The 21,803-nt window shown below is 62.1% G+C and carries 22 protein-coding genes; 12 read left to right on the forward strand and 10 right to left on the reverse strand.

Annotated elements, in window-relative coordinates:
- The first annotated feature begins 131 nt into the window (after nucleotides 1-131).
- Together K5E37_RS10465 and K5E37_RS10470 are read left to right on the forward strand one after the other, a co-directional pair.
- Nucleotides 132-809, forward strand: coding sequence for a response regulator transcription factor (locus tag K5E37_RS10465; protein ID WP_011335499.1), 678 nt, complete (start codon nucleotides 132-134; stop codon nucleotides 807-809).
- On the forward strand, nucleotides 806-2,152 hold the full coding sequence (locus tag K5E37_RS10470; RefSeq protein WP_085607411.1) for an ATP-binding protein: 1,347 nt from the start codon (nucleotides 806-808) through the stop codon (nucleotides 2,150-2,152). The genes K5E37_RS10465 and K5E37_RS10470 overlap by 4 nt, the downstream gene beginning before the upstream one ends.
- Nucleotides 2,153-2,156: 4 nt before the next feature.
- On the opposite strand, the gene K5E37_RS10475 is transcribed toward K5E37_RS10470, so the two are convergent.
- The gene (locus K5E37_RS10475; RefSeq protein WP_221533759.1) at nucleotides 2,157-3,155 is read right to left on the reverse strand and encodes an AraC family transcriptional regulator; all 999 of its coding nucleotides are present in this window, start codon (nucleotides 3,153-3,155) and stop codon (nucleotides 2,157-2,159) included.
- Between the two features lie 353 nt (nucleotides 3,156-3,508).
- Between K5E37_RS10475 and K5E37_RS10480 the strand changes: the two genes are divergently transcribed.
- Together K5E37_RS10480 and K5E37_RS10485 are read left to right on the forward strand one after the other, a co-directional pair.
- Nucleotides 3,509-4,843, forward strand: coding sequence for a dicarboxylate/amino acid:cation symporter (locus K5E37_RS10480; protein ID WP_085607405.1), 1,335 nt, complete (start codon nucleotides 3,509-3,511; stop codon nucleotides 4,841-4,843).
- A gap of 145 nt (nucleotides 4,844-4,988) precedes the next feature.
- Nucleotides 4,989-6,170, forward strand: a complete 1,182-nt coding sequence (locus tag K5E37_RS10485; RefSeq protein WP_221533760.1) for a CaiB/BaiF CoA-transferase family protein — start codon at nucleotides 4,989-4,991, stop codon at nucleotides 6,168-6,170.
- 110 nt (nucleotides 6,171-6,280) lie between these two features.
- Here the strand turns inward: K5E37_RS10485 and K5E37_RS10490 are convergent, their stop codons facing one another.
- Entirely contained in the window at nucleotides 6,281-6,775 is a 495-nt protein-coding gene (locus K5E37_RS10490) for a SprT family zinc-dependent metalloprotease (protein ID WP_007957760.1), read from the reverse strand.
- A 159-nt stretch (nucleotides 6,776-6,934) separates the two neighbouring features.
- Complete coding sequence (locus K5E37_RS10495) at nucleotides 6,935-7,537, reverse strand: Yip1 family protein (protein WP_007957761.1); 603 nt, start codon at nucleotides 7,535-7,537, stop codon at nucleotides 6,935-6,937.
- Between the two features lie 289 nt (nucleotides 7,538-7,826).
- Between K5E37_RS10495 and ttcA the strand changes: the two genes are divergently transcribed.
- The gene (ttcA, locus tag K5E37_RS10500) at nucleotides 7,827-8,651 is read left to right on the forward strand and encodes a tRNA 2-thiocytidine(32) synthetase TtcA (protein WP_064598661.1); all 825 of its coding nucleotides are present in this window, start codon (nucleotides 7,827-7,829) and stop codon (nucleotides 8,649-8,651) included.
- 132 nt (nucleotides 8,652-8,783) lie between these two features.
- On the forward strand, nucleotides 8,784-9,458 hold the full coding sequence (locus K5E37_RS10505) for a DNA-3-methyladenine glycosylase I (RefSeq protein WP_221533761.1): 675 nt from the start codon (nucleotides 8,784-8,786) through the stop codon (nucleotides 9,456-9,458).
- A 153-nt stretch (nucleotides 9,459-9,611) separates the two neighbouring features.
- Here the strand turns inward: K5E37_RS10505 and K5E37_RS10510 are convergent, their stop codons facing one another.
- Genes K5E37_RS10510 through arsC form a run of 3 tightly spaced genes read right to left on the reverse strand, consistent with a single transcriptional unit; the run spans nucleotide 9,612 to nucleotide 10,985 of the window.
- Complete coding sequence (locus tag K5E37_RS10510) at nucleotides 9,612-10,037, reverse strand: DUF2069 domain-containing protein (protein WP_221533762.1); 426 nt, start codon at nucleotides 10,035-10,037, stop codon at nucleotides 9,612-9,614.
- Between the two features lies 1 nt (nucleotide 10,038).
- Nucleotides 10,039-10,635 (reverse strand): NAD(P)H:quinone oxidoreductase, encoded by a 597-nt coding sequence (wrbA, locus tag K5E37_RS10515; RefSeq protein ID WP_085607395.1) that lies wholly within the window; start codon nucleotides 10,633-10,635, stop codon nucleotides 10,039-10,041.
- Nucleotides 10,632-10,985, reverse strand: a complete 354-nt coding sequence (gene arsC / locus K5E37_RS10520; RefSeq protein ID WP_011335489.1) for an arsenate reductase (glutaredoxin) — start codon at nucleotides 10,983-10,985, stop codon at nucleotides 10,632-10,634. Before arsC ends, wrbA begins: the two co-directional genes overlap by 4 nt.
- Before the next feature lie 114 nt (nucleotides 10,986-11,099).
- Between arsC and K5E37_RS10525 the strand changes: the two genes are divergently transcribed.
- Nucleotides 11,100-11,567, forward strand: coding sequence for a TlpA disulfide reductase family protein (locus K5E37_RS10525; RefSeq protein ID WP_007957768.1), 468 nt, complete (start codon nucleotides 11,100-11,102; stop codon nucleotides 11,565-11,567).
- Between the two features lie 146 nt (nucleotides 11,568-11,713).
- Here K5E37_RS10525 and K5E37_RS10530 read toward each other — a convergent pair whose 3' ends face one another.
- Both K5E37_RS10530 and K5E37_RS10535 read right to left on the reverse strand, forming a co-directional pair.
- Entirely contained in the window at nucleotides 11,714-12,118 is a 405-nt protein-coding gene (locus K5E37_RS10530) for an META domain-containing protein (RefSeq protein WP_007957769.1), read from the reverse strand.
- Nucleotides 12,118-12,552 (reverse strand): hypothetical protein, encoded by a 435-nt coding sequence (locus K5E37_RS10535; protein ID WP_007957770.1) that lies wholly within the window; start codon nucleotides 12,550-12,552, stop codon nucleotides 12,118-12,120. The genes K5E37_RS10530 and K5E37_RS10535 overlap by 1 nt, the downstream gene beginning before the upstream one ends.
- Nucleotides 12,553-12,685: 133 nt before the next feature.
- Here K5E37_RS10535 and K5E37_RS10540 point away from each other — a divergent pair, with 133 nt between their 5' ends.
- Entirely contained in the window at nucleotides 12,686-13,126 is a 441-nt protein-coding gene (locus tag K5E37_RS10540; RefSeq protein WP_085607393.1) for a hypothetical protein, read from the forward strand.
- Nucleotides 13,127-13,136: 10 nt separating this feature from the next.
- On the opposite strand, the gene K5E37_RS10545 is transcribed toward K5E37_RS10540, so the two are convergent.
- Both K5E37_RS10545 and K5E37_RS10550 read right to left on the reverse strand, forming a co-directional pair.
- A complete protein-coding gene (locus K5E37_RS10545; protein WP_085607391.1) occupies nucleotides 13,137-14,126 on the reverse strand; it encodes a 2-hydroxyacid dehydrogenase in 990 nt (329 codons plus the stop codon).
- An 83-nt stretch (nucleotides 14,127-14,209) separates the two neighbouring features.
- Nucleotides 14,210-16,963, reverse strand: a complete 2,754-nt coding sequence (locus K5E37_RS10550; RefSeq protein ID WP_007957774.1) for a response regulator — start codon at nucleotides 16,961-16,963, stop codon at nucleotides 14,210-14,212.
- A gap of 216 nt (nucleotides 16,964-17,179) precedes the next feature.
- Here K5E37_RS10550 and K5E37_RS10555 point away from each other — a divergent pair, with 216 nt between their 5' ends.
- From K5E37_RS10555 to rlmD, 4 genes are all read left to right on the forward strand, one after another.
- Nucleotides 17,180-17,902 (forward strand): response regulator transcription factor, encoded by a 723-nt coding sequence (locus K5E37_RS10555; RefSeq protein ID WP_085607389.1) that lies wholly within the window; start codon nucleotides 17,180-17,182, stop codon nucleotides 17,900-17,902.
- Nucleotides 17,889-19,313, forward strand: coding sequence for a sensor histidine kinase (locus tag K5E37_RS10560; RefSeq protein WP_221533763.1), 1,425 nt, complete (start codon nucleotides 17,889-17,891; stop codon nucleotides 19,311-19,313). The genes K5E37_RS10555 and K5E37_RS10560 overlap by 14 nt, the downstream gene beginning before the upstream one ends.
- Before the next feature lie 172 nt (nucleotides 19,314-19,485).
- Nucleotides 19,486-20,388, forward strand: a complete 903-nt coding sequence (cysM, locus tag K5E37_RS10565) for a cysteine synthase CysM (protein WP_045121847.1) — start codon at nucleotides 19,486-19,488, stop codon at nucleotides 20,386-20,388.
- Entirely contained in the window at nucleotides 20,388-21,773 is a 1,386-nt protein-coding gene (gene rlmD, locus K5E37_RS10570; protein WP_221533764.1) for a 23S rRNA (uracil(1939)-C(5))-methyltransferase RlmD, read from the forward strand. The genes cysM and rlmD overlap by 1 nt, the downstream gene beginning before the upstream one ends.
- Nucleotides 21,774-21,803 lie beyond the last annotated feature (30 nt).

A 21,803-nucleotide genomic window follows, 5' to 3' on the forward strand; every position in this document is an offset into this window, starting at 1 on the left:
CTGTGGGAGCGGGCTTGCTCGCGAAAGCGGTCTGTCAGTCGACAACAATGTTGGCTGATACATCGCCTTCGCGAGCAAGCCCGCTCCCACAGGTGGTTGTCTGGAGATTTCGTTTTACCCGGGAGAAGGTTATGAAACTGTTGGTCGTCGAAGATGAAGCGCTGTTGCGCCATCACCTGCAAACCCGCCTGACGGAGAGCGGTCACGTGGTCGAGTCCGTGGCCAATGCCGAAGAGGCGTTGTACCAGACCGGGCAATTCAACTTTGACCTGGCGGTGATCGACCTTGGCCTGCCGGGCATGAGTGGCCTTGATCTGATCCGCCAGCTGCGCTCGGGCGGCAAGACGTTTCCGATCCTGATCCTCACCGCGCGCGGCAACTGGCAGGACAAGGTCGAAGGTCTGGCAGCCGGGGCTGACGATTATCTGGTCAAACCGTTCCAGTTCGAAGAACTCGAAGCGCGGCTCAATGCCTTGCTGCGCCGCTCCAGCGGTTTTACCCAGTCGACCATCGTCGCCGGCCCGCTGTTGCTGGACCTCAATCGCAAGCAGGCGACCCTCGACGAGCAACCGCTGGCGCTGACCGCCTACGAGTACCGGATCCTCGAATACCTCATGCGCCATCACCAGCAGGTGGTGCCCAAGGATCGGTTGATGGAGCAGCTGTACCCGGATGACGACGAGCGCGATCCGAACGTGATCGAAGTGCTGGTCGGCCGTCTGCGCCGCAAGCTCGAAGGCCCGGCCGGGTTCAAGCCGATCGACACCGTGCGCGGCCTCGGCTACCTGTTCAATGAGCGCTGCACTTGATCCGTTCCCTTCGCGTCCGGCTGATGCTCGCCGCCACCACCCTGGCGGTGTTGTTCATGCTCGCGTTGCTCCCGGCGATGCAGGGCGCGTTCAGCCTGGCGTTGCAGGACTCGATCGAGCAGCGGCTGGCGTCCGACGTCACCACGCTGATCTCCGCCGCGCGGGTTGAAAACAACCGCTTGATGATGCCGGCACAGTTGCCCGACGAGCGCTTCAACCTCACGGACAATCGCCTGCTCGGCTACATCTATGACCGCGAAGGGCATCTGGTCTGGCGCTCGAAGGGCACCCAGGAAGAGAAGATCAACTACACGCCGCGCTACGACGGCCTCGGCAACGAGTTCGCGCGGATCCGCGAAGCCAACGGGCAGGAATTCTTCGTCTATGACGTCGAAGTCAAACTGCTCGGCGGCAAAAGCGCAGCCTTCAGTATCGTGGCCCTGCAACCGGTGCGCGAATACGAAACCACCCTCGAAGGCCTGCGGGAAAATCTCTACCTCGGTTTCGGTGCGGCGTTGCTGGTGCTGCTGGCGCTGCTGTGGATCGGCCTGACCTGGGGCCTGAAAGCCTTGCGCCGGCTCAGCCAGGAACTCGACGAAATCGAAGGCGGAACCCTCGAAAGCCTCAGCGAACAGCACCCGCGTGAACTGTTGCGCCTGACCGGTTCCCTCAACCGCCTGCTGCACAGCGAGCGCCAGCAGCGCAGCCGTTACCGCGACTCCCTCGACGATCTGGCCCACAGCCTGAAAACCCCGCTGGCGGTATTGCAAGGCGTCAGCGAAGACATGGCCCAGCGCCCCGAAGACCGCGATCAAGCCTGGGTGCTGCAAACCCAGATCGAACGCATGAGCCAGCAGATCGGCTACCAGTTACAGCGCGCCAGCCTGCGCAAAAGCGGTCTGGTGCGCCATCAGGTACGCCTGCGCCCGGTGCTGCAAAGCCTGTGCGACACGCTGGACAAGGTTTACCGCGACAAACACGTGCGCGTCGCCTTCGATCTGCCGGAGCACTGTTACGTGCCGATCGAGCAGGGCGCCTTGCTGGAAATGATGGGCAACCTGCTGGAAAACGCCTATCGCCTGTGCCTGGGCGAAGTGCGCATCAGCGTGCGCGAAGGCCTGGACGGAATTGAACTGTGCATCGAAGACGACGGCCCCGGCGTACCACCGGATCAGCGCGCACGGATTCTCGAACGCGGCGAACGCCTCGACCGCCAGCACCCGGGGCAGGGCATCGGGCTGGCAGTGGTCAAGGACATCATCGAGAGCTACAGCGCCAAGCTGACTTTGGGGGATTCGCCGATGGGCGGGGCGGCGTTCAGAATTCATTTTCCGGCGGTGTGACGGTCTACTGCTCCTGCGCCCGATAAGCCCCCGGCGTCAGCCCCGTCCATTTCTTGAACGCTCGATGAAACGCCGACGGCTCGGAGAACCCGAGCTGTTCGGCGATCTGTTGCAACGACAGATCGGCCCGCCCCAGGTGATAAATCGCGATGTCCCGCCGCAGCTGATCCTTCAATTCCTGAAAACTGGTGCCTTCCTCGCGCAAATGCCGGCGCAGGGTTTGCGGGCTGATGTGCAGGTGCGCGGCCACCGCTTCCAGGTCCGGCCAGCGTGCGCTGTCATGACTAAGCAAACGACGTAGCCGGCTGCTCAGGCTGTTGCCGTCGTCCGGACGGGACAGCAGGTCGGCGGGGGAACGTTCGAGGAAGTGCTTGAGGGTGCGTTCGTCCTGCAACAGCGGCATGTGCAGATAACGGCTGTGAAATACCAGGCTGCTTTGCTTTGCAGAAAATTCCAGCGGACAGGAAAACAGCAGGTCGTATTCCGCCCCGTGCGCCGGTTTCGGGTAGCTGAAGCTGGCCTGTTCCAAGCGAATCCGCTGGCCGATCAGCCAGCTGCCGAGGCGATGCCAGATCACCAGCAGGCTCTCGCTGAGAAAGTGATCCGGGTCCCACAATTGCGCATCGTCGAGGCTCAGGCGCACCCATTCGTCTTCATGGGTCAGGGTCAGGCGCGGGGCTTCGGGGAATAGGCTATAAAACAATAAGCCGCGTTGCAGAGCCTTCTCCAGGCTGCGGCAATGAATGATGGCATGGCACATCATGGCGAAGCTGCCGGGTTTGCTCGGAGCGTTGCCAAAACCCAGGTATTCGTCGTCCAGGGCCAGCCACAGGTTCTGGATCAGTTGGGTGAATTGCTCCGGGGCGATCCGCGCGCGCGGCTCGTCAAGCAGTTCGGGGCTGATGCCCAGTTGCTGCAGCAGGTCCGAATAGTCGTAACCCGAGCGCCGCGCGCCACCGAGGGCGGCGCGGGCAAAGTGACTGGCGATGGTGCGTTCGCGCATGAGCGGCAGATCCTTCCTCTGGCGACCGATGGTAGCGGCTGCCTTTGATCGGTAACAAGGCGGATTTCCGCCAAATTGTAGGACGAGGTCGGGCGAGTTGGCGGAAATCCGCCACACTTGAGTAACCGAACGGTGACACGGAAAAAGCCGTATCCCCTGATATCAAAAGGCTTGCAGCGATTTGCACCAAAGTGGCACGACGTTTGCGATAAGAGCGACAGAAGCGTGCGCCGAGCCGGTCCGGAAAAGCGCCGTTCGACACAACAAATCCCTCCAGTGCAGGAGGGTTCGCAATTCAAGTGTCGCGTACAACAGATGGATGTTGCCACGCGGGACTCTTGAGGAACTTTGCAATGACGACTCGTCAGCCACTGTACAAATCCCTGTATTTCCAGGTGATCGTCGCAATCGCCATCGGCATCCTGCTCGGTCACTTCTACCCTCAGACCGGTGTGGCGCTCAAGCCACTGGGTGACGGGTTCATCAAACTGATCAAAATGGTCATTGCGCCGATCATCTTCTGTACCGTTGTCAGCGGCATCGCCGGCATGCAGAACATGAAATCCGTGGGCAAGACCGGCGGCTACGCGCTGCTGTACTTCGAAATCGTTTCTACCATTGCCCTGCTGATCGGTCTGGTCGTGGTCAACGTTGTGCAGCCGGGCGCCGGCATGCACATCGACGTCACCACCCTGGACGCCTCGAAAATCGCCACCTATGTGACGGCCAGTAAAGACCAGAGCATCGTTGGCTTCCTCCTCAACGTGATCCCGAACACCATCGTCGGCGCGTTTGCCACCGGTGACATTCTGCAAGTGTTGATGTTCTCGGTGATCTTCGGCTATGCACTGCATCGCCTGGGTTCGTACGGTCGTCCGCTGCTGGACCTGATCGATCGTTTCGCCCATGTCATGTTCAACATCATCAACATGATCATGAAACTGGCGCCGCTGGGTGCGCTGGGTGCCATGGCCTTCACCATCGGTGCCTACGGTGTCGGCTCGCTGGTGCAGTTGGGCCAGTTGATGATCTGCTTCTACATCACCTGCATCCTGTTCGTGCTGGTGGTCCTGGGCGGGATCTGCCGGGCCCACGGTTTCAGCGTACTGAAGCTGGTGCGCTACATCCGTGAAGAACTGTTGATCGTACTGGGTACGTCCTCGTCCGAATCGGCGCTGCCACGCATGCTGATCAAGATGGAGCGTCTGGGCGCGAAGAAATCGGTGGTGGGTCTGGTCATCCCGACCGGCTACTCGTTCAACCTCGACGGTACTTCGATCTACCTGACCATGGCGGCCGTGTTCATCGCTCAGGCGACCGACACCCACATGGACATCACCCATCAGATCACCCTGCTGCTGGTGCTGCTGCTGTCCTCCAAAGGCGCAGCCGGTGTGACCGGTTCGGGCTTCATCGTACTGGCGGCCACCCTGTCGGCCGTAGGTCACCTGCCGGTGGCCGGTCTGGCACTGATCCTGGGTATCGACCGCTTCATGTCCGAAGCCCGTGCCCTGACCAACCTGGTCGGCAACGCCGTTGCCACCATCGTTGTGGCCAAGTGGGTCAAGGAGCTGGACACCGATGTGCTGCAATCCGAGCTGGCCTCGGGCGGTCGCGGTATCTCCGACGAGCGTGAAGAAGATGACCTGGGCGTGGCCGAAGGCCCGACCCCGAGCAATGTGAAGTAAGCATCGCTTGAATGGAAAAACCCGCTTCGGCGGGTTTTTTCTTGCCTGCTGTTTGAGCGCAACGGTCAGCGCAACTGATGGATCCGGTAATTGCCCCATCGCCGCTGGCTGCCTAGGCTGCATGCATCGTTGATGGAGATCGCCCATGTCTGCACCGCTGGCCTCACTGAAGATTCTGGATTTCTCGACCCTGCTGCCGGGGCCGTTCGCCTCGCTGCTGCTGGCGGACATGGGCGCCGAAGTGCTGCGCATCGAATCGCCGACCCGTCTCGACCTGTTGCGGGTGTTGCCGCCGCACGATCACGGCGTCTCGGCCAGTCACGCTTATCTCAATCGCAATAAACGCAGTCTGGCGCTGGACCTCAAGCGGCCCGAGGCGCTGGAGCTGGTCAAGCAATTGCTGGCGGATTACGACATCGTGCTGGAACAGTTTCGCCCCGGTGTGATGGAGCGGCTGGGGTTGGGTTACGAGGCGCTGAAGGCGATCAATCCGAAGCTGATTTATGTGTCGATCACCGGTTACGGTCAGACCGGACCGTACAAGGATCGCGCCGGCCACGACATCAACTATCTGGCGCTGGCCGGGCTCTCCAGCTACACCGGGCGCGCCGACAGCGGGCCGTTGCCGCTGGGCATGCAGGTGGCGGATATCGCGGGTGGCTCGTTGCACGGGGTGATCGGCCTGTTGGCGGCGGTGATTTCCCGCCAGCAGACCGGGCAGGGCACCCATCTGGACGTGAGCATGACCGACTGTGCATTCAGCCTGAATGCCATGGCCGGTGCCGGGTATCTGGCCTGTGGCGAGGAGCCGGGCTGGGAAGAGCAGATGCTCAATGGCGGCAGCTTCTACGATTACTACCGCTCCCGCGACGGGCGCTGGATGTCGGTGGGCAGTCTGGAACCGGCCTTTATGCAGCAACTGTGTGCGGCGCTGGGTCGGCCGGAACTGGCGGCGCAGGGCTTGTCACCCAGACCCGAGCAACAGCGGGCGCTCAAGGACGCCTTGAAGGTCGAGTTCGAGAAGCATGATTTTGGCGAATTGTGCGAGCTGTTCGCCGGGATCGATGCCTGTGTCGAACCGGTGTTGAACCTGGGCGAGGCTGTGCGGCATCCGCAATTGCAGGCGCGGGAACTGGTGACGCAAGTGCCGCGTGGGGATGGCTCGGCGCAGGCGCAGATCGCTTGCCCGCTGAAGTTTTCCGAAGCGTTGCCGGCGCCGCGACATGTTGGCGCGGCGCTGGGGCAGCATACGGATCAGGTGTTGGCGGAGTTGGGGTTGAGCCCTGAGCGAATTGCCGAGCTGCGTGCCGCGAAAGTGGTTTTGTAACTCGTTCCCACGCTCTGCGTGGGAATGCCGCCATGGACGCTCCGCGTCCACTGTGACGCAGAGCGTCACGGGATACATTCCCACGCAGAGCGTGGGAACGAGATGGGGACTTACTCGACCCGCATCTCGCCACTGAACACCAATGTGTTGCGGCATCGGCGGCACAGATAGCGCCGCCCCTGCCTGACCAGGCTATGGCGCTGGGCCGAAAACGGAAAATCGCTATCCGCACACGGGCATTTATAGATGTAGCGGGTCACGCTGCGCCGTTTGACTTCATAGGTATGGCAACGGTCCGGCGGCAATTCGTAAACGCCGCGCATGATCAGTTGCCACTCCTCGCCGTGGGGCTGGATGCGGTCGCCGAAGAGTTGATGGGCGATCAGGTGCGCGACTTCGTGGGCCACGGTCTGCTTGAGGAAATGTTCGGTGTTTTCCCGGTACAGCTGCGGATTGAAGCGCAGCAGGTTCTCGTGCAGATGCGCGACCCCGGCTTTTTGCCCGCGCAGCTTGAGGCTCACCACGGGGCGTTTGAAGGGACGTTTGAAAAAGGATTCAGCGAGTTGGAAACAGTCTTCGACGCGGGTATTGAGTTGCTCGGGCATGCTTGATGGATCTCCAGAGGCGTCGAGTATGCCGCAACGCCGGGACGTTGCGAATCGTCGAGCTGCCGAATGGTCGTCGCTCTTTTTCAACCGGCACGAGAAGGCCGCCTCGCGGCGGCCTGTGTTGGCGGATCTTGTTCTTCTCGGCCTTGCGGCTATCTAATTCGTGTAGACGGGCCCCACGCCCAGACCCCAGACAATCACGGTAAACGCCATGATGGCGACCAGCACCACCAGACCCACCGCCAGTACCGAGCTGGAAAACAGGAAACCCTCGTCGGACGGAATGTTCATGAAGGTCGGCAGCCCCACATACAACAGGTACACCGTGTAGCAGATGGCCGCCGTGCCGACGATCATCCCCAGCCACATGTGCGGATAGAGCGCCGCCAGCCCGCCGACGAACAACGGTGTCGCGGTGTAGGTGGCAAATGCCACGCAACGGGCCAGGCTCGGGTTGGCGTCATAAGTGCGGGCCATCCAGTGCACGAAGGCACCCATGACCGCGACCCCGCCGAGCATTGCCAGATAAGACATGATCGTCATCCACAACGCGCTTTCGACGGTGAGCATCACCGGTGCGCGGTTGCCGATCACCCAGCCGACCTGAGTCGTGCCGATAAATGCCGAAACAGCGGGGATCGCCGCCAGAATCAGCGTGTGCGTCAGGTACATGTGGCTGATGCTTTCTTCCTGGTCGCCACGGATTTCCTTCCATTCCTGATCGGGGTGGGTAAAAAGTCCCACTACGTGATGGATCATGCCAGTCACTCCTCTCGTTATTGCCATCGCCCCCCAGCGGAGCGCCTACGGGCCAATGCGGCCGAGCAAATACAGGTCTTCAGATTGTGTGCGACCTTATGTCGCAGTATAGAAAGGTCTTAACCGCACAGGTGATAGGGGCTTAGAGCAAATCGCGCTGTAAAACCTCGGGGTAATCGCGTCGGGGTCTGTGCAGACGGGCGCTGCAAGCGGCGACAACCTGTGGCCACAAGCCAAGTGTTTTTGCGTAAAATGCCCGCCTTTCGTCACACCTCACGGATTTCGCGTCATGGGCACTCTTACGGTCAACCAGAACAAACTGCAAAAGCGCCTGCGCCGCCTGGCCGGCGAAGCCGTCACCGACTTCAACATGATCGAAGACGGCGACAAGGTCATGGTCTGCCTGTCCGGGGGCAAGGACAGCTACACCATGCTCGACGTGCTGATGCACCTGCAGAAGGTTGCACCGATCAAGTTCGAGATCGTCGCCGTGAACATGGACCAGAAGCAACCGGGCTTCCCCGAGCACGTGCTGCCTGCTTACCTGAAAGAGCTTGGCATCGAGTACCACATCGTCGAGAAGGACACCTACTCGGTGGTGAAGGAGCTGATCCCGGAAGGCAAGACCACCTGCTCGCTGTGCTCGCGCCTGCGTCGCGGCACGCTGTACACCTTCGCCGACGAAATCGGCGCGACCAAAATGGCCCTCGGTCATCACCGCGACGACATCGTCGAGACGTTCTTCCTCAACATGTTCTTCAACGGCAGCCTCAAGGCCATGCCGCCGAAGCTGCGCGCCGACGACGGCCGCAACGTGGTGATCCGTCCACTGGCCTACTGCAACGAGAAAGACATCCAGGCCTACTCGGACTTCAAGCAATTCCCGATCATCCCGTGCAACCTCTGCGGTTCCCAGGAAAACCTGCAGCGTCAGGTGGTCAAGGAAATGCTGGTGGACTGGGAGCGCAAGACCCCGGGCCGTACCGAAAGCATCTTCCGCAGCCTGCAGAACGTGATCCCGTCGCAACTGGCTGACCGTAACCTGTTTGACTTCACCAGCCTGAAGATTGATGAGACCGCCGCTTCGCGATTCGTCAACGTCGTAAACCTGTAAACACAATCCAAGTGGGAGCGGGCTTGCTCGCGAAGGCGGCGTACCAGTCGATGCATGAGTCGACTGACACTCAGTCTTCGCGAGCAAGCCCGCTCCCACATTGGTTTTTCGTTTCATTCAAAAGGAGAGGGCATGCGCGACTACAAGTGGCTGCACGAATACTGTCTGAACCGCTTCGGTTCGGCGGCTGAACTGGAAGCCCATCTGCCCGTTCCCAAGACCCCGGCGCAACTGCGCAAGATCAGCGACGACCGTTACCTCTCGACCATGGCCCTGCGGGTGTTCCGTGCCGGGCTCAAGCACAGCCTGGTGGATGCCAAGTGGCTGGCCTTCGAGGAAGTGTTTTTCAAGTTCGACCCGGAAAAGGTCGTGCTGATGAGCGCCGAACACCTTGAGCGGCTGATGCAGGATGCGCGGATCATCCGTCACCTGGGCAAGCTCAAGAGCGTGCCGCGCAATGCGCAGTTCATTCTGGACGTCGAGAAAGAGAAGGGCAGTTTCGGCGCGTTGATTGCCGATTGGCCGGTGACCGATATCGTCGGTTTGTGGACCTATCTGAAAAAGCACGGGCATCAATTGGGCGGGCTGTCGGCGCCACGGTTCTTGCGGATGGTTGGCAAGGATACGTTCGTGCCGAGCTACGACGTGGTCGCGGCGTTGAATGCACAGAAGATCGTCGACAAGGTGCCGAGCAGTCTGCGGGATCTGGCGACGGTGCAGAACGCGTTCAACCAGTGGCATGAAGAGAGTGGCGGACGGCCGATGAGCCAGATTTCGATGATGCTGGCGTATACCGTCAACCATTGAGCCTAGGGTGATCGTTCCCACGCTCTGCGTGGGAATGCCGCCCGGGACGCTCTGCGTCCCTGAGACGCGGAGCGTCTCTTTATGCATTCCCACGCAGAGCGTGGGAACGATCCCGAAACCTGTGGGAGCTGGCTTGCCAGCGATAGCGGTCTGTCAGGCGACGGAGACTTCGCCTTCGCCCGCCAGTTTGCGATTCAACTGATACCGCCACCGCACATACAGCAAAGCCGAACAGAACACCGCCAGACTGGCGATCATCTCCAGCACACCGAACAGCTGCCGGCTCGGGTCATACGCCGCCAGTGCGCCCTTGATGAAATACAGATTCACCACAAAGCACATCCATGAATGCCCGCGTGCGCTGCCCATGATCATGCCCGGTGCGAGCACGATCCACGGGATCAGCTCGATCAGCAGAATCACCCACGGCCGCGCGCCGTGCAGGTCGGCGAACACCAGGTAATACGCGGCGAGCAGTCCGGCCAGGCCCCAAAAGCACAGCAGACTGATCACCCGCATCGCCCGCACCCGTGGCTCGAGCCATTCGACGGCGGGCAGGACTTTCGGCTTTCTGGCCATCTCAGTTCCCCAGTTTCTGGGCCGTCTTGGCCAGGCGTGCGCCGAGGGCGCGGCACAGCGCCACTTCGTGTTGATCGAGACCGCTTTTACCGTCGGCCCCGGCGTGATGGCTGGCGCCGTACGGCGTGCCGCCGCCCTGGGTTTCCAGCAGCGCCGATTCGCTGTAAGGCAGGCCGGTGATCAGCATGCCGTGGTGCAGCAGCGGCAGCATCATCGACAGCAGGGTAGTTTCCTGACCGCCGTGCAGGCTGGCGGTGGACGTGAACACCCCGGCCGGTTTGCCGACCAGCGCGCCGGTCAGCCACAGGTTGCTGGTGCCGTCGAGGAAGTACTTGAGCGGCGCGGCCATGTTGCCGAAACGGGTCGGGCTGCCGAGGGCCAGGCCGGCGCAGTTCTTCAGGTCATCCAGCGTGGCGTACAGCGCTCCTTCATCAGGAATGTCCGGCGCCACGGCTTCGCACTCGGTGGAGATCGCCGGCACGGTGCGCAGTCGCGCTTCGAGGCCGGCCTGCTCGACGCCACGGGCGATCTGCCGGGCCATCTCGTTGGTCGAACCGCTGCGGCTGTAATACAGAACCAGAATGTACGGCGTACTCACGGCAACAGCTCCAGGATCTGCTCCGGTGGACGGCCGATGACGGCTTTGTCGCCGGCTTCGAGAATCGGTCGCTCCATCAACTTCGGATGCGCCGCGATCGCTTCGATCAATTGTTTCTCGGTGAGACTGGCATCGGCCAGGTTCAGCGTCTTGTACTCGTCTTCGCCGGTGCGCAGCAGTTGCCGTGCACTGATTCCCAGCTTGCCGAGCAAGGCCTTGATCTGCGCGGCGTCCAGCGGGGTTTCGAGGTAGCGCACCACGTTCGGCGTCAGGCCACGGGCTTCGAGCAGTTCGAGCGCACCGCGGGATTTCGAGCAGCGCGGGTTGTGATAAAGCGTCAGATCGGTCATGGGCGGGTCGCTTCTTGCGTAGAGTGGCGGCTATTCTAACTGTGCAGCGCGCAATCCAGAACCTTGAGAGGCGATGGGTCGCAGGCGCATTCAATTTTTCACAAGGAACACGACATGACACGGGCACTGGCAGCGGCATTGACGATCATCGGGGCGTTGATGCTGGGGGGCTGCGGTAACGACTACGGCATCGACCAGAACGGGCAGAAAGTGGCGTCCGAGCGCCTCGACAAACAATGGGTCGTGCTCAACTACTGGGCCGAATGGTGCGGCCCGTGCCGCACGGAAATCCCGGAACTCAATCACCTGGCCGACGAGCTCAAGGGCAAGAAGATCGGCGTGTTCGGGGTCAACTTCGACAACGTGCAGGGTGAAGAGCTGAAGAGCGCCAGCGAAAAACTGGGCATCAAGTTCACCGTGCTGGCGCAGGATCCGTCGGAATTGTTCGAACTGCCGCGCAGTGAAGCCTTGCCGGTGACTTACATCATCGACAACAAGGGCAAGGTGCGGGAACAGTTGATGGGCGAGCAGACGGCGGCAGGGGTGATGGCGAAGCTTGAGGCGTTGCAGGCTACCAACTGATTCGCCTTGGCTGATCGTTCCCACGCTCTGCGTGGGAATGCATCCCGTGACGCTCTGCGTCACAGCGGACGCGGAGCGTCCGGGGCGGCGTTACCACGCAGAGCGTGGGAACGATCACGCGCTGTGCGTGGGAACGATTCGAAGGATCAACCTTCTTCCAGCCACCAGCGCAACGGCTTGCCTTCAGCAGGCCAGAAGCGCATCTGCTCGATCGGCGAGATGTCCCAGCGTTCCACGTGTTCCAGGGCCTGGAGGAAGCGTTGCTCCTGCTCCATCAGCGCCGGGGCACACAGTTTGCGGGTCTTGCCGATCTTGCCGAAGCTCAGCTTGTCGCCTTCCAAAGTGTAAGGCGCGAACCAGTGGTTGCAGCCGCCATTACCATAGGCCCGGCCATCATCGCCGAGGGTCACGGTCAGGTGGCTGTAGTCCATCAGCGGACGCTCGCCGATCCATTCCAGAATGTAACTGCGGTTCTGTTGCAGTTGCACAGGCTCCGCGGCGCAACCCATCAGGCCGGCGCCGACAGCGGCGGTCAGGGCCAGGTGTTTCATCACGCCGGCTCCTGGCATTTCGGGCACAGGTGCTTGTCGCCGACGGCTTTCCAGCCCAGTTCAGCAATACGTGCGGTGGCGGCCGGTTTTTCAGCAGGCTTGCCCAGCTTGGCGTCCACCGCGAATTCGAAGCTCAGCTCCTTGGCGCAGCTGTCGCAGTTGACCTGCCAGGTGTGGATCGCCAGTTCACCGAACACCGGGCCGGTGGTCATGGCAGTCCATTGACCCGGCGGGTTGATCAGGTGGCGGACGGTGTCGACGGTCAGGCGCATGGACAAGTCCTTGCTGCCTTTGAGGGTCACGACCAGCACGTCGCCGATGCGGATCGAGCCACCGTTGCCGGTGACCTGATAACGGCCCGGAACCAGGGCGCGGCATTCGGTGAGGGTGTGTTGCGGGTTCATCAGGGTGTAGCGGAAATCGTGTTCGACCATGGGTCCTCCAAATATGCGCGACATGCTAGCACGGGCTTGATTGCAGAATGATGCGCGCGTGCGACCTTCGATCAGGTTCAAATCGACACCGCAGTCGTGGCAAACTGCCGCCTTCATTTTCAAGGAACGGAACATGGCGCTGATCGAATGTTATGAATGCAAGCGGAGCATCAGCTCCGAAGCCACGGCGTGCATTCATTGCGGGGCTCCGCTGGCAGATGCACAGGCTCCTCACGCCGAAAAGGGCGCGTCGACGATTTCCTTTGGCAGCCTGCCGCGTAACAAGGCAGTGCCCGAGGCCTTCGTTCCGCCGCCGGCTCCCGAGCGGCCGAAGATCATGCCGGCCGCGGCGGGGCGACGCCGTCGTTCGCAGCCTGTCGAACCGGTGTTGAACCCGGACGGTTCGCGCCCGGTGGAAGGCTGGCTGAAGATCATGGCGTTTCTGATGCCGCTGGTGTTTGTCTGGTTCCTGCTGCGCAGCGGCCACTCCCTCAAGCAACGTTTGCTGGGGTTCGGCTGGCTGGCGCTGTTGATCCTGTGCGTGGCGATTACCCCGACGCCGCCCCCGGTCTGAGTCCGATCCCTCAGCCTTCGACCTGGTTCTGCGGCGTACCTGCCGCCCAGGTCGCGATGTTGTGCAAGGTGGTCGCGGCAATCGCGCCCAGCGCCTCATGGGTCAGGAATGCCTGATGCGCAGTGACGATCACATTCGGGAACGTCAGCAGCCGCGCCAGCACGTCGTCCTGTAGCGGCAGATCGGAGCGATCTTCGAAGAACAGCTGCGCCTCCTCTTCATATACATCCAGTCCCAGATAACCGAGCTGGCCGTCCTTCAGGGCGTCGATGAGCGCCGGCGTGTCCACCAGACCGCCGCGCCCGGTGTTGATCAGCATTGCCCCCGGTTGCATGTGCGCCAGCGAATCGCGGTTGATCAGGTGACGGCTCTGTTCGTTGAGCGGGCAGTGCAGGCTGATGATACGTGCTTGCGCCAGCAGGTCCGGCAGGCTCAGGTAGCGCGCGCCCAACGCTTCGACGGCAGGGTTCGGATAAGGGTCGTAAGCCAGCAGTTCACAGCCGAAACCGTGCATGATCTTCGCAAAGGTCGCGCCGATCTGTCCGGTGCCGACGATGCCGACCGTTTTGCCCACCAGATCGAAACCAGTAAGCCCGTGCAGGCTGAAATCGCCTTCGCGGGTGCGGTTGTAGGCGCGGTGCAAGCGACGGTTGAGGGCGAGGATCAACGCCACCGCATGTTCGGCCACCGCATGGGGCGAGTAGGCCGGTACGCGCACGACAGCCAGCCCCAGACGTTTGGCGACGGCCAGATCCACATGGTTGTAGCCGGCCGAACGCAAGGCGATCAGGCGTGTGCCGCCAGCGGCCAGACGTTCCAGCACCGGCGCGCTCAGGTCATCGTTGATGAACGCGCAGACCACTTCGTGATGTTCGGCCAGCGCTGCGGTATCGAGGCTGAGCCGGGCTGACTGGAAGTGCAGTTCGATCCCGGCCGGGCAGTCGGCGGCGAGGAAACTGTCGCGGTCGTAGGTCTGGCTGCTGAAAACGATCGTGCGCATGAAATCCTCCTGGAGCATCGACGCGGGCGCAAATCACCCGCGACAACTTTAGCTGCGTCGGCGTTGACCGGCATTGCCGTGGATCAGGCGCTGATCTTCGCCTGGGCCGCCAGACGATTGATCGCCCGTTCCAGCTCGTCCAGCGCGGTCGAGGCTTTGGGATCCTGTTGCTTGAGCAGGGTTTCGCTGCGCTGGCAGGCGGCGCGCAATTGCGGCACACCGCAGTAACGCGTGGCGCCGTGCAGGCGGTGCACCCGTTCGAGCAGACTGTTCTGATCCTGATTGTCGCGGGCCGTGCGGATGGCTTCGCGATCGGCCTCGAGGGAGGCCAGCAGCATCGCCAGCATGTCCGCCGCCAGATCCGCCTTGCCGGCGGCCAGGCGCAGACCTTCCTCGTGATCGAGAATCGGCAGTTCCTGATTACCCAGCAGACTTTCGCCGCCACGGTCCGGCGCCTGATTGCGCAACGCCAGCCCAGTCCACTTCAGCACCACCTGCGCCAGTTGCCGCTCGCTGATCGGCTTGGTCAGGTAGTCGTCCATGCCGCTTTGCAGCAGCGCGCGTTTTTCATTGGCCATGGCGTGGGCGGTGAGGGCGACGATCGGCAACGGCGTGCAGTGCCGCTCGCTTTCCCACTGGCGAATCGTTTCGGTGCTCTGGCGTCCGTCCATGCCGGGCATCTGCACGTCCATCAGCACCAGATCGAAGGTTTCGTTCTGCACCGCTTTGACCGCCGCGTAACCGCTTTCCACGGCCAGCACCTTGGCGCCCATGTCTTCGAGCAGCGTCTGCACCAGCAACAGGTTGGCCGGATTGTCATCGACGCACAGCACTTTCGGCGCGCGGCTCGACAACGGTTCGCCCGGTTCGCTGCGCGGCTGGCGCGGGTTGACCATGTCCGACAAGGCCCGGCGCAGTTTGCGGGTGCAGGCCGGTTTCGATTGCAGCTGACTGTGAGGGTTGGGCACCGACAGGTGATACAGCGTCAGCTCGGTGGTCGGGCACAACACCAGCACCCGGCAACCGAGGTGTTCAAGGTCCCAGATGTGCTGGTTGAGGCGTTCCGGCGGCATGTCGTTGCTGGTGATACCGAGCACGGCCAGATCGATGGCCTGTTCGGTCTGATGGGCGCCAGTAACGCCATTGGTCAGGCTTTCCAGGGTATTGAACGGCGTGACGTCGAGGCCGCAGTCTTCCAGTTGATGCTGCAGGGCCTGACGCGCCAGTTCGTGGTTTTCCAGCACCGCCACCCGGCGCCCGAGCAACGGCGCGGAAGGCAGGTCTTCGGCGTCGTCGCGGGTCTTGGGCAGGTTCAGGCTGATCCAGAATTCCGAGCCTTCCCCCGGCGTGCTGTCGACGCCGATCTCGCCGCCCATCTGCTCGATCAGACGCTTGGAAATCACCAGCCCCAGACCGGTGCCGCCGGGTTGGCGCGACAGCGAGTTGTCGGCCTGGCTGAACGCCTGGAACAACGCGCGCACGTCCTGGTTCGACAAACCGATGCCGGTGTCCTGAATGCTGATGCGCAACTGCACGCTGTCGTCGTTTTCTTCTTCGAGCATGGCGCGGGCGACGATGGTGCCTTCGCGGGTGAACTTGATCGCGTTGCTCACCAGGTTGGTCAGGATCTGCTTGAGCCGCAGCGGATCGCCGACCAGCGACAACGGCGTGTCGCGGTACACCAGACTCACCAGTTCCAGCTGCTTGGCGTGGGCAGCGGGGGCGAGGATGGTCAGGGTGTCCTGCAACAGGTCGCGCAGGTTGAACGGGATATGGTCGAGCACCAGTTTGCCGGCCTCGATCTTCGAGAAATCGAGGATCTCGTTGATGATTCCCAGCAGGCTGTCGGCGGATTTTTCGATGGTGCCCAGGTAGTCGAGCTGGCGCGGGGTCAGCTCGCTTTTCTGCAACAGATGGGTGAAACCGAGAATGCCGTTGAGCGGCGTGCGGATTTCATGGCTCATGTTGGCGAGGAATTCGGATTTGATCCGGCTCGCTTCCAGCGCTTCCTTGCGGGCCAGGTCCAGCTCGATGTTCTGGATCTCGATGGTTTCCAGGTTCTGGCGCACGTCTTCGGTGGCCTGATCGACGCTGTGCTGCAATTCTTCGCGGGCGTTTTGCAGGGTGCCGGCCATGCGGTTGATGCCGGACGCAAGTTCATCCAGTTCCTGACTGCCCAGCGGTGGCAGACGGGTTTCCAGGTGACCGTCCTTGAGCTGCGCGACGGCCTGTTTGATCTGGCTCAGCGGGCGGTTGATCGTGCGGCCCATGCGCAAGGCCAGCAACGCGGCGCCGGCCAGTCCCGCGCCGATCAGCAGCAGGCTGGCGAACAGGCTTCGATAGCCGCGCAACAACATGCCGTTGTGCGACAGCTCCAGTTCGACCCAGCCGAGCAGGCGGTCGGACTCTTGCGGGATCAGCTCGCCGGCAAGGTTGCGGTGTTTGCCGAAGACCGGCAGCAGATAGCGCGTGGCATCGTTGCCGCTGCGTCGCAGCAAGTGCGCGCTGTCGCCGCTCGGCGCCTGATTGAGCATGGTCGGGCCGGCGTGGGCGAGGGGAGTGCGGTCGGGCGCGAGGAAGGTGACGGCGCGCACGTCCGGTTGTTCGAGGGACTGGGTGGCGATGCGCTCAAGCAGTTCGGCATCGCCGTGGCCCATGGCCGGTGCCACCAGCGGAGCCAGTTGCTCGGCGATCATTTCGCCGCGCTGCATCAGTTGGGTTTGCAGGTCGGACTGCTGCGTCCAGGTGAAATACCCGCCCAGCACCAGTGCCATCAGGCTGGTCGGCAACAGGGTCAGCAACAATACGCGACCTTTGATTCCCAGTTTCTTGAGCACGCCTTTCTCCTGCATCCCGCTGATCGTTGACTCACACGTGCGTCCGGCACGCGGTATCGGCGCAGTGTAGCGATTTGCTTGCGGGCAATCTTGGGAAAAATGATGTCGTCGTCCTTCGCTTGGGGAGCGGTCATCTGTCCGACAGGTCAAGCTTGGGTTGCCGGGCGCCGGGCAATCTTGAATAATCGCCCAACTGAGAATTATTTGCAGATAGTCATGACTCCTGTCTCTATTGGCCAGCCCCGCATTCTTTCCATCGAAGACGATCCCGTCCTCGGTGCCTATGTCCATGAGCAACTGGGCCGCAGCGGCTTCCAGGTCACCTGGTGCCAGAACGGCAGTGAAGGCCTGAGCATCGCCCGGCGCCAGCCGTTCGACGTGGTGTTGATGGACATTCTGTTGCCGGGGCTCGACGGATTGAATGTCCTGACCCAACTGCGTCAGAGCCATTCCACGCCGGTGTTGCTGATGTCAGCCCTCGGTGCCGAAGCCGACCGCATCAGCGGGTTCCGCCTCGGCGCCGACGACTACCTGCCCAAACCCTTCAGCATGGCCGAGCTGCATGTGCGGATCGAAGCGATCCTGCGCCGGGTCGCCCTCGACCGTCGTCCGGCTGCCGTCACCCCGGTAGTGCCGGTCGGCGGGCTGCGTTTCGACGACGAGCAGTGCGACGTGTTCTACCTCGACCAGCCCGCCGGCCTGACTCGCAGCGAATACCGTCTGCTGGAAACCCTCAATCGCAACGACGAGGAAGTGCTGAGCAAGGCCTTCCTTTATCAGCACGTTCTTCAGCGCGGTTATGCGGCCCATGACCGCAGCCTCGACATGCACATCAGCCAGATCCGTCGCAAACTCAAGTCGGTCGGCTACACCGAGCGGGAAGTGCGCACGGTGTGGGGCAAGGGTTACGTCCTGAGTGCCGTCGATGAAAGTGTCTGACCTGCCGGGCCGGCACTCGCTGTTCTGGAAACTCGCTTGTCTGCTGGTGGCGTTCTGTCTGCTGATGATCTGGCTGAGCTGGTCCTGGGGCCGTTACATGGAACAGCGCAACCAGTTCCTCTCCGACGACGCCCGTCGCACCCTGAGCCGTTATGCCGCCGAGGCCGAGCGCGCCTGGCAGCAGGGCGAGCGTGACGGCATCGATAGCTGGTTGCAGAGCATGGAGTTGCGCGAGGCCGGCTGGGTCGGCGTGATCGGCGGCAATCTGCAGTCGCTGGGCAGCCAGCCGTTGAATGCTCAGGAGCTTCAGCACCTGACCTTCCTGCGAGGCCTCGACTGGCCGATTCACAAAAAGGGCCGGCCGTGGTTGCGCGTACCGTTCCCCATTGACCCGACGGCCGGCAGTCTGGTCATCGAGTTGCCTGAGCGATTCCTGCCAGGCAAATACCGGGTGTTCTGGCGGGTCATCACCAACGGTGTGATTCCCGGTCTGTTCACCTTGCTGCTGTGCGTCGGCCTGTATCGCCTGCTGGTGGTGCCGCTGAACAATCTGCGCGAGCAGGCCAATGCCTGGCGCGCCGATCAATTGAATGTGCGGTTGTCGAGCGGCATCACCCAGCGCCCCGATGAACTCGGTGAACTGGCCCGTGCCTTCGACTCGATGTCCGAACGCCTGCAATCCACTGTGGCCCTGCAACAGCAACTGCTGCGCGACCTGTCCCACGAACTGCGCACGCCTCTGAGCCGGTTGCGGGTCGCCAGCGAAAGCGAGCAGCAACTGCAACCGTTGCGCGAGCGCATCGGTCGCGAAGTCGACGTGATGCAGCGATTGGTGGAAGACACCCTGCAACTGGCCTGGCTCGACACCGAACGCGCACCGTTGCCGGACGAAGCGATCCAGGTTCAGGCGCTGTGGGAAATGCTCACCGAAAACGCCTGCTACGAAAGCTGTTGTCCGGTCGGGCAGTTGCAGTGCGGGGTGGAAGCTTCCTGCTGGGTACGCGGCAATCTCAACACCCTGGCCCAGGCCCTGGAAAACATCCTGCGCAACGCCATTCGCCATTCGCCACCCGGCGGCATCGTGCGGCTCGACGGTCGGCGAGATGGCGATTACTGGCACCTGTGGCTGGAGGACGAGGGCGGCGGCGTGGCCGAGGCGGATCTGGAACGGATCTTCTCGCCCTTCATCCGCCTCGACGGCTCGCGGCCGGGGGACGGTGGATTTGGTCTGGGACTGAGCATCGCGAGGAACGCGGTGCAACGCCAGGGCGGAACCCTGTGGGCCGAGAACGGACCGTCGGGATTGCGACTGAATCTGCGGTTGGTGGCGGATGACAGTGCTGCCAGTCCCGACGTCTTCGCTGGCAAGCCAGCTCCCACCGTGGACATGAGCCGCCCGCAGATTGTGTGAGCGGCACAGGAAAGTGTCAGCACTGCTGACACTCTTTTAAAAAAGTCTCACCACTGGTGAGACTTTTACTGCTTATTCCAAGAAACCATAAGCACCACACTTTGCGTGATATGGCCTGCGCAGGTTTGCCGGTATGATAGGCGCCCCCGCAGTCCGGATTGCGAAAAACGCCATGACCTTGCAGTACCCAACCATCGCCGATTGCGTCGGCAACACGCCGCTGGTGCGTTTGCAGCGCCTGCCCGGTGTCACCAGCAACACCCTTTTGCTCAAGCTCGAAGGGAACAACCCGGCGGGTTCGGTCAAGGATCGTCCGGCGCTGTCGATGATCACCCGTGCCGAGTTGCGCGGGCAGATCCACGAAGGCGATACGCTGATCGAAGCGACCTCGGGCAACACCGGGATCGCCCTGGCGATGGCCGCCGCGATCAAGGGTTACAAGATGATCCTGATCATGCCGGACAATTCCAGCGCCGAGCGTAAAGCGGCGATGACCGCGTACGGCGCGGAGCTGATTCTGGTCAGTCAGGAAGAGGGCATGGAAGGCGCTCGTGATCTCGCCCAGCGGATGGAAGCCGAAGGCCGTGGCAAGGTGCTGGATCAGTTCGCCAACGGCGACAATCCTGAAGCGCACTACACCACCACCGGCCCGGAAATCTGGCGTCAGACCCAGGGCTCCATCACCCATTTCGTCAGCTCCATGGGCACCACCGGCACCATCATGGGCGTGTCGCGCTACCTCAAGGAGCAGAACGACAACGTGCAGATCGTCGGCCTGCAACCGATGGAAGGCTCGGCCATTCCCGGCATTCGCCGTTGGCCGCAGGAATACCTGCCGAAGATCTATCAGGCCGAGCGCGTCGACCGCATCGTCGACATGGCGCAAAGCGAAGCCGAAGACGTCACCCGGCGTCTGGCCCGCGAAGAAGGCATCTTTTGTGGCGTGTCCTCGGGCGGTGCAGTGGCAGCGATGCTGCGCCTGTCCAAAGAGGTTGAAAACGCGGTGATCGTCGCGATCATCTGCGACCGTGGCGACCGTTACCTGTCGACCGGCATTTTCGACGCGCCCAACTGATGGCCAAGCACGAGAGAGGCCTGCGCTTCCAGCCCACCGGCGGCAGCAAGGCCCCGCAAATCCCGACCGGCAAAAAGCAGCGCTTGAGCATCGAGCGCCTGGCCAATGACGGTCGTGGCATCGCGTTTTTTGAAGGCAAAACCTGGTTCGTCCTCGGCGCCCTCGCCGGTGAAGAGGTCGAGGCGCGGGTGCTCGGCGCCCACGGCAAAGTGGTCGAGGCGCGCACCGAGCGCGTATTTACCGCCAGTGAATTGCGCCGTCCAGCACCTTGCCAGCACGCCGGCCGCTGCGGCGGTTGCAGCGTTCAGCATCTGCCCCACAACGAACAGCTTGCCCTGAAACAGCGCATGCTCGCCGAGCAGTTGTCGCGAGTCGCCGGTGCCGAACCCGAGGCGTGGGCGGCGCCGTTGACCGGTCCCGAATTCGGCTACCGTCGCCGCGCCCGGATCGCCGTGCGCTGGGACAGCAAAGCCAAAAAGCTTGAGGTCGGTTTCCGTGCCGCCGGCAGCCAGGACATCGTCGCGATCAGCGAATGCCCGGTGCTGGTACAGCCCTTGCAGCCGATCATGACCCGCTTGCCGGAGATGCTTCGTCGCTTGAGCAAACCTCAGGCGCTGGGGCATGTCGAATTGTTCAGTGGCTCGTCACTTGCCGTTCTGCTGCGTCACATGGCGCCGCTGTCCGAAGCTGATCTGACGATCCTCAAGGATTTCTGCGCGTTCCATGAAGCGCAACTCTGGCTGCATGGCGAAGGCGAACCGCAGCCGGTGGATGATGCACAGTCGCTCGGTTACCGCCTGGAACAATGGGATCTGCAACTGGCCTACCGGCCGGGGGATTTCATTCAGGTCAACGCCGGGGTCAACGAGGCCATGGTCGCGCAAGCGCTGGACTGGTTGAAACCGACGAGCGATGAACGCGTGCTCGACCTGTTTTGCGGTCTGGGCAACTTCGCACTGCCGCTGGCGAAAGCTGCGCGTGAAGTGGTGGCGGTCGAAGGTGTGCAGACCATGGTCGATCGCGCGGCGGCGAATGCCGCTAGCAACAATTTGCATAACACAAAGTTTTTTCAGGCCGATTTATCCCAGCCTTTGACCGATGCTCAGTGGATCGGAAACGGCTTTTCTGCGGTACTCTTGGACCCACCGCGCGACGGTGCTTTCGAGGTGGTGCGCAAGCTGGCGACCCTGGGCGCCAAACGGTTGGTGTACGTGTCGTGCAACCCTGCAACTCTGGCGCGCGACACGGTCGAATTGATCAAGCAGGGCTACCGGTTAAAACGTGCCGGGATTCTCGATATGTTTCCTCAGACGGCACATGTCGAGGCCATGGCGTTATTTGAAGCGAGCCAGGATGGCTCGTCTGATCCGACTGGTCGTCCGTAGCGCTCGCATTGGCCCCGCGAGCGCGAACGG

This window comes from Pseudomonas sp. RIT778, assembly GCF_019718735.1.
Taxonomy (GTDB): Bacteria; Pseudomonadota; Gammaproteobacteria; order Pseudomonadales; family Pseudomonadaceae; genus Aquipseudomonas; species Aquipseudomonas aphyarum.

Excerpts from the sequence above, each read along its gene's own strand:
- K5E37_RS10545 (WP_085607391.1), bottom strand. The coding sequence starts at position 14,126 with ATGCGCACGATCGTTTTCAGCAGCCAGACCTACGACCGCGACAGTTTC.
- K5E37_RS10510 (WP_221533762.1), bottom strand. The coding sequence starts at position 10,037 with ATGGCCAGAAAGCCGAAAGTCCTGCCCGCCGTCGAATGGCTCGAGCCA.
- K5E37_RS10555 (WP_085607389.1), top strand. The coding sequence starts at position 17,180 with ATGACTCCTGTCTCTATTGGCCAGCCCCGCATTCTTTCCATCGAAGAC.
- K5E37_RS10540 (WP_085607393.1), top strand. The coding sequence starts at position 12,686 with ATGGCGCTGATCGAATGTTATGAATGCAAGCGGAGCATCAGCTCCGAA.
- K5E37_RS10465 (WP_011335499.1), top strand. The coding sequence starts at position 132 with ATGAAACTGTTGGTCGTCGAAGATGAAGCGCTGTTGCGCCATCACCTG.
- K5E37_RS10495 (WP_007957761.1), bottom strand. The coding sequence starts at position 7,537 with ATGATCCATCACGTAGTGGGACTTTTTACCCACCCCGATCAGGAATGG.
- K5E37_RS10535 (WP_007957770.1), bottom strand. The coding sequence starts at position 12,552 with ATGGTCGAACACGATTTCCGCTACACCCTGATGAACCCGCAACACACC.
- K5E37_RS10505 (WP_221533761.1), top strand. The coding sequence starts at position 8,784 with ATGCGCGACTACAAGTGGCTGCACGAATACTGTCTGAACCGCTTCGGT.
- K5E37_RS10475 (WP_221533759.1), bottom strand. The coding sequence starts at position 3,155 with ATGCGCGAACGCACCATCGCCAGTCACTTTGCCCGCGCCGCCCTCGGT.
- ttcA (WP_064598661.1), top strand. The coding sequence starts at position 7,827 with ATGGGCACTCTTACGGTCAACCAGAACAAACTGCAAAAGCGCCTGCGC.
- arsC (WP_011335489.1), bottom strand. The coding sequence starts at position 10,985 with ATGACCGATCTGACGCTTTATCACAACCCGCGCTGCTCGAAATCCCGC.
- K5E37_RS10525 (WP_007957768.1), top strand. The coding sequence starts at position 11,100 with ATGACACGGGCACTGGCAGCGGCATTGACGATCATCGGGGCGTTGATG.
- cysM (WP_045121847.1), top strand. The coding sequence starts at position 19,486 with ATGACCTTGCAGTACCCAACCATCGCCGATTGCGTCGGCAACACGCCG.
- K5E37_RS10560 (WP_221533763.1), top strand. The coding sequence starts at position 17,889 with ATGAAAGTGTCTGACCTGCCGGGCCGGCACTCGCTGTTCTGGAAACTC.
- K5E37_RS10490 (WP_007957760.1), bottom strand. The coding sequence starts at position 6,775 with ATGCCCGAGCAACTCAATACCCGCGTCGAAGACTGTTTCCAACTCGCT.
- K5E37_RS10480 (WP_085607405.1), top strand. The coding sequence starts at position 3,509 with ATGACGACTCGTCAGCCACTGTACAAATCCCTGTATTTCCAGGTGATC.
- K5E37_RS10485 (WP_221533760.1), top strand. The coding sequence starts at position 4,989 with ATGTCTGCACCGCTGGCCTCACTGAAGATTCTGGATTTCTCGACCCTG.
- K5E37_RS10530 (WP_007957769.1), bottom strand. The coding sequence starts at position 12,118 with ATGAAACACCTGGCCCTGACCGCCGCTGTCGGCGCCGGCCTGATGGGT.
- rlmD (WP_221533764.1), top strand. The coding sequence starts at position 20,388 with ATGGCCAAGCACGAGAGAGGCCTGCGCTTCCAGCCCACCGGCGGCAGC.